This window comes from Serratia sp. BW106, assembly GCF_002607755.1.
In the GTDB taxonomy this organism is placed as follows: Bacteria; Pseudomonadota; Gammaproteobacteria; order Enterobacterales; family Enterobacteriaceae; genus Serratia; species Serratia proteamaculans.
The window spans coordinates 61,898-76,504 of record NZ_MCGS01000034.1; the positions used below are offsets into that span (position 1 = coordinate 61,898).

15 protein-coding genes are annotated in these 14,607 nt (G+C 57.2%); 2 read left to right on the forward strand and 13 right to left on the reverse strand.

Annotation, left to right across the window (positions count from 1 at the left end):
* Window positions 1-37 precede the first annotated feature (37 nt).
* From proA to gpt, 5 genes are all read right to left on the reverse strand, one after another.
* Window positions 38-1,291, reverse strand: coding sequence for a glutamate-5-semialdehyde dehydrogenase (gene proA / locus BEI65_RS20705; protein ID WP_198404490.1), 1,254 nt, complete (start codon window positions 1,289-1,291; stop codon window positions 38-40).
* A 9-nt stretch (window positions 1,292-1,300) separates the two neighbouring features.
* Window positions 1,301-2,404 carry a glutamate 5-kinase gene (gene proB, locus BEI65_RS20710; protein ID WP_085115352.1) on the reverse strand — a complete coding sequence of 368 codons (1,104 nt, stop codon included), beginning with the start codon at window positions 2,402-2,404 and terminating at the stop codon, window positions 1,301-1,303.
* Between the two features lie 115 nt (window positions 2,405-2,519).
* A complete protein-coding gene (gene crl / locus BEI65_RS20715; protein WP_099064919.1) occupies window positions 2,520-2,921 on the reverse strand; it encodes a sigma factor-binding protein Crl in 402 nt (133 codons plus the stop codon).
* A gap of 59 nt (window positions 2,922-2,980) precedes the next feature.
* Complete coding sequence (gene frsA, locus BEI65_RS20720) at window positions 2,981-4,228, reverse strand: esterase FrsA (protein ID WP_099064920.1); 1,248 nt, start codon at window positions 4,226-4,228, stop codon at window positions 2,981-2,983.
* 144 nt (window positions 4,229-4,372) lie between these two features.
* Window positions 4,373-4,831: a xanthine phosphoribosyltransferase gene (gene gpt, locus BEI65_RS20725; RefSeq protein ID WP_085115349.1), complete on the reverse strand. Its 459-nt coding sequence runs from the start codon at window positions 4,829-4,831 to the stop codon at window positions 4,373-4,375.
* A 323-nt stretch (window positions 4,832-5,154) separates the two neighbouring features.
* On the opposite strand from gpt, the gene pepD reads away from it, so the two are divergent.
* On the forward strand, window positions 5,155-6,615 hold the full coding sequence (gene pepD, locus BEI65_RS20730) for a beta-Ala-His dipeptidase (protein WP_099064921.1): 1,461 nt from the start codon (window positions 5,155-5,157) through the stop codon (window positions 6,613-6,615).
* Window positions 6,616-6,667: 52 nt separating this feature from the next.
* Here the strand turns inward: pepD and dinB are convergent, their stop codons facing one another.
* The gene (dinB, locus tag BEI65_RS20735; protein ID WP_099064922.1) at window positions 6,668-7,729 is read right to left on the reverse strand and encodes a DNA polymerase IV; all 1,062 of its coding nucleotides are present in this window, start codon (window positions 7,727-7,729) and stop codon (window positions 6,668-6,670) included.
* Window positions 7,730-7,925: 196 nt separating this feature from the next.
* Here dinB and BEI65_RS20740 point away from each other — a divergent pair, with 196 nt between their 5' ends.
* Complete coding sequence (locus BEI65_RS20740; RefSeq protein ID WP_099064923.1) at window positions 7,926-8,810, forward strand: glycerophosphodiester phosphodiesterase family protein; 885 nt, start codon at window positions 7,926-7,928, stop codon at window positions 8,808-8,810.
* 37 nt (window positions 8,811-8,847) lie between these two features.
* On the opposite strand, the gene nqrM is transcribed toward BEI65_RS20740, so the two are convergent.
* Genes nqrM through BEI65_RS20775 form a run of 7 tightly spaced genes read right to left on the reverse strand, consistent with a single transcriptional unit; the run spans window position 8,848 to window position 14,604 of the window.
* The gene (gene nqrM, locus BEI65_RS20745; RefSeq protein WP_012005403.1) at window positions 8,848-9,075 is read right to left on the reverse strand and encodes a (Na+)-NQR maturation NqrM; all 228 of its coding nucleotides are present in this window, start codon (window positions 9,073-9,075) and stop codon (window positions 8,848-8,850) included.
* Window positions 9,076-9,085: 10 nt separating this feature from the next.
* Complete coding sequence (locus tag BEI65_RS20750; protein ID WP_099064924.1) at window positions 9,086-10,114, reverse strand: FAD:protein FMN transferase; 1,029 nt, start codon at window positions 10,112-10,114, stop codon at window positions 9,086-9,088.
* A complete protein-coding gene (gene nqrF, locus BEI65_RS20755) occupies window positions 10,115-11,338 on the reverse strand; it encodes an NADH:ubiquinone reductase (Na(+)-transporting) subunit F (RefSeq protein ID WP_099064925.1) in 1,224 nt (407 codons plus the stop codon).
* A 15-nt stretch (window positions 11,339-11,353) separates the two neighbouring features.
* Window positions 11,354-11,950, reverse strand: coding sequence for an NADH:ubiquinone reductase (Na(+)-transporting) subunit E (gene nqrE / locus BEI65_RS20760; protein ID WP_085115343.1), 597 nt, complete (start codon window positions 11,948-11,950; stop codon window positions 11,354-11,356).
* A gap of 6 nt (window positions 11,951-11,956) precedes the next feature.
* Window positions 11,957-12,586: an NADH:ubiquinone reductase (Na(+)-transporting) subunit D gene (locus tag BEI65_RS20765; RefSeq protein ID WP_020825369.1), complete on the reverse strand. Its 630-nt coding sequence runs from the start codon at window positions 12,584-12,586 to the stop codon at window positions 11,957-11,959.
* The gene (locus tag BEI65_RS20770; protein ID WP_085115342.1) at window positions 12,579-13,373 is read right to left on the reverse strand and encodes a Na(+)-translocating NADH-quinone reductase subunit C; all 795 of its coding nucleotides are present in this window, start codon (window positions 13,371-13,373) and stop codon (window positions 12,579-12,581) included. Before BEI65_RS20770 ends, BEI65_RS20765 begins: the two co-directional genes overlap by 8 nt.
* Window positions 13,363-14,604: an NADH:ubiquinone reductase (Na(+)-transporting) subunit B gene (locus BEI65_RS20775; protein ID WP_085115341.1), complete on the reverse strand. Its 1,242-nt coding sequence runs from the start codon at window positions 14,602-14,604 to the stop codon at window positions 13,363-13,365. The genes BEI65_RS20770 and BEI65_RS20775 overlap by 11 nt, the downstream gene beginning before the upstream one ends.
* Between the last annotated feature and the right edge of the window lie 3 nt (window positions 14,605-14,607).

Sequence of the window (14,607 nt, forward strand, 5' to 3'; positions counted from 1 at the left end):
AACTGCGCCCCTGCATTTTTGAACACCGAACTAAAACTTAGCTACGAACCAAATCATCACCGTAGCCGATCCACTTGTAGGTGGTCAGTGCGTCCAGGCCCATTGGGCCGCGGGCGTGCAGTTTCTGGGTGCTGACGGCCACTTCTGCGCCCAGGCCGAACTGGCCGCCGTCGGTGAAGCGGGTGCTGGCGTTGACGTACACCGCGCTGGAGTCCACCGCACGCACGAAGTGCTCGGCGCTGCTCAGTGAACGGGTGAGGATCGCGTCAGAATGGCTGGTGCCGTGGGTGCGAATATGATCGATGGCCTGATCGATGTCATCCACCAGCGCCACGTTCAGGTCCAGCGACAGCCATTCGTCGTCGTAATCTTCCGCTGCTACCGCCACCAGCGTTGCCGGGCCGTCTTGCAGCAGTGGCATGGCGTTCTCCGCTGCGTGTAGGGTGACGCCGACCGCCGCCATTCTGCTGCTCAGTGCTGACAGGAACTCTGCGGCGATGTTGCGGTTCACCAGCAGCGTCTCCAGCGAGTTACAGGCGCTTGGCCGTTGAATCTTGGCGTTCTCGATCACCGTCAGCGCTTTGTCGAAATCGACGCTGTCATCCACGTAGGTGTGGCAAACGCCGATACCGCCGGTGATCACCGGGATGGTCGACTGTTCGCGGCACAGTTTGTGCAGGCCCGCGCCGCCGCGTGGGATCAGCATGTCGACGTAGCGATCCAGGCGCAGCAGTTCATTCACCAGGGCGCGATCCGGGCTTTCAATCGCCTGTACCGCCGCTGCCGGTAGGCCACACTGTTCCAGCGCCTGCTGGATCACCTTCACCGTCGCCTGGTTGGTGTGGTGGGTTTCTTTACCACCGCGCAGGATCACCGCGTTGCCGGTTTTCAGGCACAGGCTGGCGACGTCGATGGTGACGTTTGGCCGTGCTTCATAAATCACGCCAATCACCCCGAGCGGTACCCGACGGCGTTCCAGCTTCAAGCCACTGTCCAGCAGGCTGCCGTCCAATACGTGGCCGACCGGGTCGTTCAGACGGCATACTTGACGCACGTCGTTGGCGATCGCCGCCAGGCGTGCCGGGGTCAGTAACAGGCGATCGAGCAGCGCTTCGGTCATCCCGCTGGCGCGTGCCTGCTCCATGTCCTGTTCGTTAGCCTGTAAAATCACTTCGCTTTCGGCTTCCAGTCTGTCGGCAATCACCGACAGCACCTGGTTTTTCTTCGCCGTGCTCAGCACCGCCAGTTGCCAGGAGGCCTGCTTGGCGGCCTTTCCCATCTGCTCTAGCATGCTCACTCCTTAGCTGACAATCATATCGTCGCGGTGTACTGCCACCGGGCCGTATTCATAACCGAGAATTTCGCTGATTTCCTGCGAGTGGTGACCGGCAATCATGCGCATCGCGTCGCTGTTATAACGGCTGACGCCGTGCGCCAGATCGCGCCCCGTCAGGTTGCGGATGCGGATCACTTCACCACGGGAGAAATCGCCTTTGACTTCGCGAATGCCCTTCGGCAGCAGTGAACTGCCGCGCGCCATAATGGCGTCGACCGCACCGTCGTCGACGGTGATCTCACCGGCCGGGGGTGCGCCGAAGATCCAGCGTTTGCGGTTTTCCAATGGGGTTTCCAGCGCGTGGAAACGGGTGCCCACCGGTTTGCCCTCAATCACATCACTCACTACGCCCGGCTTGCTGCCGGCCGCGATGATCACGTCGATACCGGCACGGCAGGCCACGTCGGCGGCTTGCAGCTTGGTGCCCATGCCGCCGGTACCCAGGCCGGAGACGCTGTCGCCGGCGATGGCTCGCAGTGCGTCGTCGATGCCGTGCACTTCACGGATCAGCTCTGCCTGCGGGTTATTGCGTGGGTCGGCGGTGTACAGCCCCTGCTGATCGGTCAGCAACAACAGTTTATCGGCCCCGGCCAGGATCGCCGCCAGTGCCGACAGGTTGTCGTTGTCGCCCACCTTGATTTCTGCGGTCGCAACCGCGTCATTCTCATTGATTACCGGCACGATACGGTTGTCCAGCAACGCCGTCATGGTGTCACGCGCGTTGAGGAAGCGTTCGCGGTCTTCCAGATCGGCGCGCGTCAGCAACATCTGCCCGACGTGGATGCCATAGATGGAGAACAGTTGCTCCCACAGTTGGATCAACCGGCTCTGCCCGACCGCCGCCAGTAACTGCTTGGAGGCGATGGTGGCGGGGAGTTCGGGGTAGCCCAAATGCTCGCGCCCGGCGGCAATCGCGCCAGAGGTGACGATAACGATGCGGTGACCCGCTGCATGCTGTTGTGCGCACTGGCGAACCAGTTCGACAATATGGGCACGGTTAAGACGCAGCGATCCGCCGGTCAACACGCTGGTGCCCAATTTCACAACCAGTGTCTGGCTGCCGTTCATAGTGTTTCTGCCGTGTAAGATGAGAAGAATAGTGCAAAGGACTTTGTAACAGGAGAGACGCGTTATGCCAACAGGCACAACGCGAAATCAGCAGAATACTTGCGGTCAAACGGGGTCAGGCGGAAAGTTTAATCAATTTTTCTTTGAAATCAGGAGCCGGTTCAAGCGTCAGTTCCATGGTGGCCAGCAGATCGCCCAGACGACGATGGAAATCACGCAGGGTGGTTTCCAGCTTGGTTTTTACTTCAGTATCCTTAATCTTTTCCGGCGTCCACTGCCCTTTCTTATCAAACAGGCCAAACTGATAGGCGTAGGTGAAACGCGTATCTTCAGCATGCAGTTCGATCCACCAACCCCAAAACTCTCGCAGCTCTGGAGCAGGCTTAACATTGACGCAGACGGCTAAACAATCAAAGAAAAAACGGTCGTTCTCACATTGCCCTTCACGCAGATACGGCCCCAAGCTGGCGAAACGTTTCATTAGTCGGCTTTTAGGGTGACCACTCGGTAACGTCATTCTTAAGCTCCTCAATGTAGACCACTCTTTTTAACAAATTGTTAAAATTTAGCAACTATTTAACGCATTTTATCTTTCATCCAATGAGACATTTGCTGCAGCGCCTTGTGAAAACTGCTGTACACCGGTTTGCGCGGTATGGCGATCAATTTGCCGTCCATCGAGGATGAAACGATCAGCTGCGCCTCTTCTTTCGGGCTGAGCGGATCCTGATCCCAGTAACCGGCCAGCATCGGTGTCGGGCAGCGGCGGCCCAACAGCCCCTGATTTTTCAACGAATAGCTGTTCAGCTCGACCTTCAGCACATGGTCCGAAGCGTTGGCCATGCCCATCCGGCTGGCCAGCACGTCCATATACATGTCCGGCACGTTCTTCTGGGTGTTGATGTCGCACAGCAGGCGATGCACCACCGGCCCCAGGCAGGCCACGCCACGCAGCCGCTGTGGTTCCAGATAGGCTAACCGGACGGCCACATTGGCACCAAAGCGGAAGCCAAACGCGGTGACGCGCTGATGGTCAATCCAGGGCACTGAGGCTAATTGGGTCAGCACCTGCTGATGCAGGAAGCTGGAATCCTGGGTTAGCTTCCACTTATAAGAAGAACCGATGGAAGGCATATCAATGGTCAGCATGGCGATGCCCTGCGGTGCCAGATAATCGCGGAACAGGCGGTGATAGTCGGTCTGCAGGGTATCCAGGCTGCCGCACATAAAGACCGTCGGGAACGGCGCTTCGCCCTTCTCCGGCAAATGCAGGAAGCCGGTAATGCTGCTGCCGCCTTCAATGCGGAATTCCAGCTCTTTCAACTGGTACGGCAATAACAGCGCGGCTTCTTCGTAAGCCCGGTTGGACAACGACTCCGCCTGCTCGGCCAACTCGTCGCCTTTCAGGTGCGGGTAGCCGGCAATGCTGTAAAAGTTGGCGGCGTTGAGCCAGTACTGGCCGCCAATCAGCGGATCCTGTTGTTCCAGCGCACGCTGTTGCCAGAGCATGCCCTGATGCACCCATTCGTAGATCCAGTTGCCGTTACGGTAACCGATCACGGTATCCAGCCATTTGTCGTTGGTGTGTTCCACATCCGCGACCGCAATGCGTGCCAGCACTTCGTTGATTTCAATCGGATCAACACCGCGCCAGGCCCACAACAGCGGGTTGAGCATGCGGTACCAATTGCTGACGGTGTCGCCTTCCAGTGTGGAATGCAGATCGGCGCTGACTTTGTTGCGCGCGCGCAGTACCAGAGTTGAGGTCTCAGGGTGTTTAAATGAGGGTTTGAACAGGATTTCAGAAAGGTTGGCTTGTGCCATGGTAACAACAGCCTCCGTAAATCTGGTAATAGGCCGCAAACAGCCTAATCAACTGGAGGTAGTGTACCTAACTCTGGAGCGATAAAGCAAAATAACGCAAGCGCCCGGCAGAACCGGGCGTTTTAGTGAGTCAGCGTGGCTAGCTTAACGGCCGCCGATCGGTGGCACGAAGGTCACCGCCATGTCCCATGGCTGCTCGATCCAGGTATCCTGTGGGATATCAACCACATAGTCGTCAACCAGCGGACGACCTGCCGGCTTGGCGAAGATGGTGACGAAATGCGCTTTCGGGTACATATCACGGATCGCTTTCGCGGTGCCGCCGGTATCCACCAGATCGTCGATCACGATAAAGCCTTCACCGTCGCCTTCGGCGCGCTTGAGCACTTTCATTTCGCGTTGGTTGTCATGGTCATAGCTGGAGATGCAGACGGTATCCACATAACGGATGCTCAACTCACGCGCTAACAGAGAGGCCGGAACCAGACCGCCACGGCTGACGGCAATAATGCCCTTCCATTGGTCAGCAGGCAGCAGGCGGTGAGCCAGTTTGCGCGCTTGCATTTGCAGCATGTCCCAGGTAACAACGTATTTTTCGCTCATAGAATGGTGTCCCAGCCAGCAGTGGTGCGGCTTACTCAGTAATCAGGGGAAAAAAGGTTGCGCGAGATTATAAAGACTGGACGCACCAAATACCAGTTGTACCTTGGAAATCATAAGTATTTCGTCTGGTGATTGATGCTGCATAAATGAGCAATGACGCATCAAACTAGTGTGATCAAGCGCTTAAACAGCGCAATACGGCACGGGCACCGCCCGGAAGAAAGTGATATTCTCTGGAGATCGTGCCACGAAGCACAGATGCCCCTAACCCTAACCGAGCGGCATTCCCGCATTGCCGAGAATGCTGTTACAGGAGACTTATAGTGTCTGAATTGTCTCAACTTTCGCCACAGCCGCTGTGGGATATTTTTGCCAAAATCTGCTCTATTCCGCATCCTTCTTATCATGAAGAAGCGCTGGCACAGCACATCCTCGAGTGGGCCAAAGAGAAACACCTGCACGCCGAGCGTGACCATGTAGGCAACATCCTGCTGCGTAAACCTGCCACCAAAGGCATGGAAAACCGCAAGCCGGTCGCCCTGCAGGCGCACCTGGATATGGTGCCGCAGAAAAATAACGACACCGTGCACGACTTCGCCAAAGATCCGATCCTGCCGTACATTGACGGCGAGTGGATCAAGGCCCGTGGTACCACGCTGGGTGCCGACAACGGTATCGGTATGGCTTCCGCGCTGGCCGTGTTGGCCGACGACAGCGTCGAGCACGGTCCACTGGAAGTGCTGCTGACCATGACCGAAGAAGCAGGTATGGACGGCGCATTCGGCCTGCAGGCGAACTGGCTGCAGGCGGATATCCTGATCAACACCGACTCCGAAGAGGAAGGCGAGATCTACATGGGTTGCGCCGGGGGTATTGATTTCATCACCACCCTGCCGCTGCAGCGCGAAGCCTTGCCTGCCGGTTATCAAACCCTGAAACTGACGCTCAAAGGCCTGAAAGGCGGCCACTCTGGCGCTGATATCCACGTCGGGCTGGGCAACGCCAACAAACTGCTGGCACGCTTCCTGTTCGATCATAGCGCTGAGCTGAACCTGCGCCTGCTGGATCTGAACGGCGGCACGCTGCGTAATGCTATCCCGCGTGAAGCCTCTGCGGTGGTTGCCGTACCGGCCGAGAAAGCCGATGCGCTGAAAGCGCTGAGCCAGGCGTTCCTGGCGACCCTGCAAAACGAACTGGCGGCCAAAGAGAAGAACATCACCGTGCTGCTGGAGCCTGTCACCAGCACCTCTCAGGCGATGACTGCCGATAGCCAACAGCGTTTTGTGGCACTGCTGAACGGTACGCCAAACGGTGTGATCCGCATGAGCGACGCGGTGAAAGGCGTGGTGGAAACCTCACTGAACGTGGGCGTGGTTACCACCAGCGACAGCGAAGCAGAAATCATCTGCCTGATCCGCTCGCTGATCGACAGCGGTAAAGACTACGTGGTCGGCATGCTGACCGCACTGGGCCAGTTGGCCAACGCCAAGGTCGCACCAAAAGGCGGCTACCCAGGCTGGCAGCCGGACGCAGACTCACCGGTCATGCATCTGGTGCGCGAGATCTATCAGGACCTGTTCAACAAGACGCCGAACATCATGGTGATCCACGCCGGTCTGGAATGCGGCCTGTTCAAAAAGCCGTACCCGAATATGGATATGGTATCGATTGGGCCAACCATCACTGGGCCACACTCGCCGGATGAGCAGGTGCATATCGAAAGCGTGGGTCTGTATTGGAAATTGCTGACCGCACTGCTGAAGGCCATCCCAGAGCGCGCGTAATGTTACAGATGATTTAGTGATTAAACCAAAGGCGCAAATATTTGCGCCTTTGTTATTCCCAGGGCAGCAGCAGTTGCCGCTCCAGCTGCGGATCCAATAGCGTCACGTGCAACCCGACCAGTCGCACCCCGCGCCCTTCACGCCGCTCGCGCCAGACCTGCCGCGCCACGTTGATCAAATCGTCTTTATTCAGTACCGGCCAGACGTGTTCCTGGGTGGTTTGCTGGAAATCCTGAAACTTGAATTTTACCCCTTGCCGGGCGATGTGCAGATCCGGTTTCACCTTACGCAACCGCAGTTCCAGCTCGGGATAAAGCTTGTCGACAATCAGTGTTTCACAATCTTCCCAGTCATGAATATCTTCCGCCAGCGTACGCTCCACCCCCACCGACTTACGCAGCCGCTCTGACGAGACCTCACGCAGATCGATCCCCTGACAACGCTCCCACAGGACCCGGCCAAATTTGCCGAAGCGCTTTAACAACAACACCAGATCATACTGCTGCACGTCGGCACAGGTGATTAGCCCCACTTCTTCCAGCCGTTTGGCCGTGACTTTGCCCACGCCGGGAATTTTACTCAGCGGCAACTGCTGTAAAAACGCCGGCACCTGCGCCGGCGTGATGACGTATTGTCCGTTCGGTTTATTCAGCTCTGAGGCAATCTTGGCGAGGAACTTGATCGGCGCGATACCGGCAGAGGCAGTGAGGTTGAGTTCATCAGAGATAGTCTGGCGGATTTGTTCGGCGATCAGCGTCGCCGAACCGTTGCACTGGCTGCAGTCAGTCACGTCCAGATAGGCTTCATCCAGTGACAGTGGCTCAATCAACGGGGTGTAACGGGCAAAGATTTCACGGATATGCTGCGAGGCTTCTTTATACGCCGCCATGCGGCCGGGCAGCAGTTTCAGGTGTGGGCAAAGCTTGAGCGCCATCGCCGTCGACATCGCACTGTGCACGCCATAGCGACGGGCAGGATAGTTGGCGGTGCTGATCACCCCACGCCGGTCGGCACTGCCGCCGATCGCCAATGGAATATCGCGCAGGCTGGGATCGTCGCGCATTTCTACCGCCGCGAAGAAGCAGTCCATATCGACATGAATGATTTTACGCATCTCGCCTCCAATAACACTGTATAAGTATACAGGCAACAATGGAAAGCTCAAGCCTCGGCTCCACTCGGAGAAAACAGGGTTTCACCCAATTATCTTCGACTTGTTAAAAAAGCGTAATTTTTCAATAGTACGCTGTGGCAAATTAACCGCCGCGCTTACTGATAACAATAACGCTACGCACAGGATGGTGCCCTACATGAAAACATTATCAGTCTATTTATTAGCTTCAGCCTTATCCCTGATATCCCTTGCCGCTACCGCCGCCCCCGCCATTATCGCTCACCGTGGTGGAACGGCCGACGCCCCTGAAAATACCCGCGTCGCCATTGAAACCGCACTGAAAAACGGTGCCGATGCCATTTGGATCACCCTGCAGGAATCCAAAGACGGGGTGATTGTGTTGTACCGCCCTTCGGATCTAAAGGCGCTGACCAATCAGCAGGGGTTGGTCTCTGCCTTTACCGCCGCGCAACTGGCAAAAGTTGACGCCGGTTGGTCATTTGCCAAAGGGGAGACTCATCCGTTCCGCGGTAAGGGCATTGGTATTCCCCGGCTGGATGAGATCCTCAACGCCTTCCCCAAGGTCAATTTCTATCTGGATATCAAATCACCGGACGCTGACCCGGCCCAGTTCGGTAAAGCCCTGCTGGCAACGCTGGAAAAGACCCACAGCCTGAACCGCACCCGCGTGTACTCCACCGATGCCAAATATCTGCAGGCGCTGCCACCGGCGATTAAACGTTTTGAGACCCGCGATGAAACCCGCGACCTGCTGGCGAATATCAGCCTGTCACACCTGTGTGAGCTGAAGCCAGACAATCAGCAACCGCGCTGGTACGGGCTGGAACTGAAACGTGAAGTGGAAGTGGTGGAGAAATTTACGTTGGGTGAAGGGCGCTCCAAGGCGTTTCTGACCTGGGATAAAGAATCGATCGACTGCTTCCGTTCGCAAGGACCGGCGCACATCATTCTGTTCGGTATCAACTCACCGGCGGAATACCAGCAGGCGTTGGCGCTAGGCGTGGATGGGGTTATGGTCAACTCACCGGCCGAAGCAAAGAGCTTCGTTAAGGCTAAATAACCGATAAAAAAAGGGGCGCTGCATGCGCCCCTGTTATTCAGATGATCCGGTGTTTTTCCAACTGCTGCTGGCGCAACGCCTCTTTCTCCAGACGCTTTTTACGGGCATCGCAGGGTTCAGGACAGTCGCAGACTTTATCCATCCCCAGCGCCGTAATGCCGCCGCAACTGCCCTGCAGGCTTTTACGCTTGAACACGTAACCCAACGACATCCCGCCGACAATCAGCAGAAACAACACGAAGCTGGCGACAAATACTGTCAACATAGCGACCTCATCAGCTCTTATTCAAATAGGGTTTGAACGCCTCGGAGTAGCGCTCTTCAAAACCTTTAGCGGTTTTCACAATCATGAACACCGGGATCCCCATCAGGTTCGCCAGCGCCATGCCGCGTTCCGGCCCCAGTACGTTCAGCCCGGTCGACAGGCCGTCGGCAGCCATACAGGTCGGGCTCAACACGGTGACCGAGACCAGATGGTGGTGGATCGGCTTGCCGGTGACCGGATCTATGGTATGCGAATAACGCACGCCGCCCTGCTCGAAGTAGTTGCGGTAATCCCCCGAAGTAGCGATCGACATCTCGCCCGGTTGGATCACCAACTGCGCCTTCTGCTCCATGCCGGCGGTTGGCCGTTCAATGGCGATACGCCACGGTTTTTTCTCACCGTTATGGCCGCGAGTCCGTACCTCACCGCCAATATCCACCATGTAGTTCTTAACCTGCTGCGATTGCAGGTACTGGGCAATCACATCCACCCCATAGCCCTTGGCGATCGAGGAAAGATCGACATACAGCTCAGGAATGCTCTTTACCAATGCGTTACCCTGCACCGACAGCTTGTCGATCCCGGTCCAGGCGCGGCGTTGCTCCAGCTCGGCGGCGCTCGGTACTTTGTCCGGGCGGCCTTCCGGGCCAAAGCCCCACAGATTAACCAACGGCCCGACGGTCACATCCAGCGCACCGTCGGTGACGCGGTTGATACGCAACGCCTCCAGCACCACCTCGGTGGTCGCTGCCGATACCGGGAAGGGTTTATCCACCGCGCGGCTGGCGTTGAAGCGGCTCAGTTCAGAGCCCGGCCGGTAGGTGGACATTTGGTCGTTCACCAATTCCAGGCGCTTGTCGATCTCCGCCTGCATTTTGGTGGCAGACGGCGTGTCGTCCCCGGTGACATAGCGGATCGAATAAGAGGTCCCCATGGTTTTGCCATCGAGATTCACCTGCTCCGGTCCGCAGCCGGTCAATAACAGGGTAGCGCTGAGCGCCACCGTGGTCATTAACCCCTTCATTGCCCCTGCACGCATTTAGCCACCAAAGTCATCAAGCATGATATTTTCGTCTTCGACGCCCAGATCTTTCAACATCTTGATCACCGCGGCGTTCATCATTGGCGGACCACACATGTAGAATTCGCAGTCTTCCGGCGCCGGGTGGTTACGCAGATAGTTCTCCAGCAGAACATTATGGATAAAGCCGGTGTAACCCGTCCAGTTATCCTCAGGCTGCGGATCGGAAAGCGCCACATGCCAGGTGAAGTTCTCGTTCTCTGCCTGCAGTTGGTTGAAATCTTCCTCGTAGAACATTTCACGCAGTGAACGCGCGCCGTACCAGAAGGTGATTTTACGCTTCGACTTCAGGCGGTTGAGCTGGTCAAAGATATGTGAACGCATCGGAGCCATACCGGCACCACCGCCGATAAAGATCATTTCCGCGTCGGTCTCCTTGGCGAAGAACTCGCCGAACGGCCCGGAGATGGTCACCTTGTCACCGGCTTTCAACGACCAGATATAAGAAGACATAATGCCCGGTGGCACGTCCGGATCACGCGGTGGCGGCGTAGCGATACGCACGTTGAGCATGATGATGCCCTTCTCGTCCGGGTAGTTGGCCATTGAGTAGGCGCGCACCGTGGTTTCATTCACCACTGAGCGATAGCGGAACAGGTTGAACTTGTCCCAGTCGCCACGGTATTCGTCCGGCACTTCAAAATCGGCATAGCTGATGTCATGTGCCGGCGCTTCAATCTGGATAAACCCACCGGCGCGGAACGGCACGTCTTCCCCATCAGGGATTTTCAGCTTCAGCTCTTTGATAAAGGTGGCTTTGTTATCATTGGAGATAACTTCGCATTCCCACTTCTTCACGCCAAAAATTTCTTCCGGCAGCTCGATTTTCAGGTTCTGCTTCACGTTCACCTGGCAAGCCAGGCGACAGCCCTCTTTCGCTTCACGCTTGTTGATGTGCGACAGCTCGGTCGGCAGGATATCGCCGCCGCCCTCTTTGATCACCACCCGACACTGGCCGCAAGAACCGCCGCCGCCGCAGGCAGACGAAACAAAGATCCCCTGGCTGGAGAGCATATTCAGCAGCTTGTCGCCCGCCGGAGCGGTAAAGCTTTTGTCGAGATCGCCGTTCACTTCCACCGCAATGTCACCGGTGTTCACCAGCTTGGATTTGGCAAACAGGATGAGCAGCACCAGCACCATAACGATGCCGGTAAACATCGCGACGCCTAAAATAATTTCCATAAATTCTTCCCGCCTTTACAACTGAACACCGGAGAAGGACATAAAGCCCAACGCCATCAGCCCGGTGGTGATAAAGGTAATGCCCAGGCCGCGCAACCCTGCGGGGACATTGGCATACTTGAGTTTTTCGCGGATCCCCGCCATCGCGACAATCGCCAACATCCAGCCGGTGCCGGAGCCGAAGCCATACACCACCGATTCGACGAAGTTGTAGTCACGTTGCACCATGAAGGACACGCCGCCAAAGATGGCGCAGTTCACGGTGATCAATGGCAGGAAAATGCCGAGTGCGTTGTACAGCGACGGGAAGAAGCGATCGAGGATCATCTCCAGAATCTGCACCAGCGCCGCAATCACGCCGATAAAGGTAATGAAGTTAAGGAAGCTCAGATCAACGCCTTCCACCAGCGCACCGTCGCGCAGGATCAGGTTGTAGACCAGGTTGTTCACCGGTACGGAGATCCCGAGCACCAGCGTTACCGCGATACCCAGACCAAAGGCGGTCGACACCTTTTTCGACACCGCCAGGAAGGTACACATCCCCAGGAAGAACGCCAACGCCATGTTCTCAACGAACACCGCGCGTACAAACAGGCTGATATAATGTTCCATCGGCCATTACTCCTTTTCGATCTGCGCTGGTTTCAGGGTGCGTAGCGCCCAAATCAGCAGGCCGATGATAAAGAACGCGCTCGGTGCCAGCAGGAACAGGCCGTTCGGTTGATACCAGCCGCCGTTCTGCACCGTTTCCAGCACCGGAATGCCAAACAGCTTGCCGGAACCGAACAGCTCACGCAGGAAGCCGACCAGCACCAGGATCACCCCATAGCCCAGCCCGTTACCAATGCCGTCCATAAAGCTCTCGATCGGCGGAGACTTCATGGCATACGCCTCGGCGCGCCCCATCACGATACAGTTTGTGATGATCAAGCCGACAAATACCGACAGCTGCTTGGAGATTTCAAACGCATAGGCGCGCAGCAACTGATCGACCACGATGACCAGTGAGGCAATAATCGCCATCTGTACGATGATGCGTACGCTGTTCGGAATATGGTGACGGATCAGGGAAATAAAGAAGCTGGAGAACGCGGTGACCAGCGTCACCGCAATGGTCATCACCACCGCCGTTTCCAGCTTGGTGGTTACCGCCAGCGCGGAACAGACGCCCAACACCTGCAAGGCAATCGGGTTGTTGTCGAACAACGGCCCTAAAAGGACCCGTTTAATCTCTTTGGAATCAGCCATTTTTCAGCGCTCCTTCACGAACTTTTTGCAGGAACGGGCCAAAGCCGTGCTCGCCCAACCAGAAGTCAAAAGTATGCTGCACGCCGTTGGAGGTCAGCGTGGCACCGGACAAGCCGTCCACCCCGTGTTCATCCCCCTGACGCGCCCCGCCTTTCACCACGCGGATCGCCGGTTGGCCGTTGTCGTCAAACAACTTTTTACCGATCCACTGCTGGCGCCAGCTGGCATTCTCAACTTCACCGCCCAGTCCCGGAGTTTCCCCCTGCTGGTAGTAAGTGATGCCTTTCACCGTGTTGCCGTCGTTATCCAACGCCACAAAGGCGTACATCATCGACCACAGGCCGGTGCCGTAGACGGGCAGCACGATTTTGTTGACCGCACCGCTGTCGTCGCGCACCAGGTAGATTTCAGCCTGATTGCTGCGACGCTTGATGCCGGCCGGATCGTCAGCCGCCGGCAGCGCTACGCTTTTGGCGTCATCACGCAGGGCCGCAGCCAAATCGAACGCCGTCGCCTTACCGGTGACAAACTCACCGCTGTTCAAATCCAGCAGGTGCGGTTCGATACGTTGGGTGAACAGCGCCTTGACCTGCTCACCTTCCATTTTTGGCTGCAGCAAGCCGGCCACGTCGAGAATATTGCGCTGCTTGTCGAGCAGCTTCTGTTCCTGCTGTTTGGACTTCAGGCCGACGGCGGAACCCGCCACCACCACAGAACACACCAGGCACAGCAGCAGTACCACCAGCAGCGTTTTACCGATGCTGTCGTTTTTAGATTCATTCGCCACGGGCTTTTCTCCGCTTGATGTTGGCCTGCACCACCAGGTAATCGAACAGCGGCGCGAACAGGTTGGCAAACAGGATCGCCAGCATCATGCCTTCCGGATAGGCCGGGTTGACCACCCGGATCAGCACGCACATCACGCCAATCAGAATGCCGTACCACCATTTCCCCTTGTTGGTAAACGAGGCAGAAACCGGGTCGGTAGCCATAAAGATCATACCGAAGGCGAAGCCCCCCAACACCAGATGCCAGTACCACGGCATGGCGAACAGCGGGTTGGTGGTAGAGCCGATCGAATTGAACAGGAAGGCGGTAGCCATCATGCCGAGCATCACACCGGCGACAATGCGCCAGGAAGCCACGCGGCCAAACAGGATTATCGCCCCGCCGAGCAGGATCATCAGCGTGGAGACTTCACCGACCGAGCCGGGGATGTTGCCGAGAAACGCGTCCATCCAGCTAATGGAATGGCCGGTAGCCACGTTGCTCAGGCTGTGTGCCCCGCCCGCGCTCCACTGTGCCAGCGGAGTCGCGCCGGAGAAACCGTCGGCGGAGGTCCACACCAGGTCACCGGAAATCTGCGCCGGGTAAGCGAAGAACAGGAACGCACGCCCCGCCAACGCCGGGTTAAGGAAGTTGCGTCCGGTGCCGCCGAATATCTCTTTGGCTACCACTACGCCGAAGGTAATACCCAGCGCGGCCTGCCACAGCGGCAGCGTTGGCGGCACAATCAGCGCAAACAGAATCGAGGTGACGAAGAAGCCTTCGTTAATCTCATGCTTGCGAATGACCGCGAACAGCACCTCCCAGAAGCCCCCCACCAGGAACACCACGGCATAAATTGGCAGGAAATAGCAGGCACCCAGCACCATTTTGCTGATCCAGCCCGCGTCCGCCGCCAGCGAGGCTCCGAGCCATTGCGCCAACCGGTAGTGCCAATCGCCCGCCAGCACCTGCTGCAGTTGATCGCCACTGTAAAGGTGGTGCAGTGCCGGAATGGCCTGCTGGCCGACGTTGTACATCCCCCAGAACATCGCCGGGAAGACCGCCAGCCACACCAGGATCATCATGCGTTTCAGATCGATAGCATCGCGCACGTGCGAAGCACCACGCGTCACCTGCCCCGGGGTATAGAACACCGTGGTGGTCGCTTCATACAGCGGGTACCACTTTTCCAGCTTGCCGCCCGGAGTGAAGTGATGCTCGATCTTTTCAAAAAAATTCTTCAGGCCCATCGG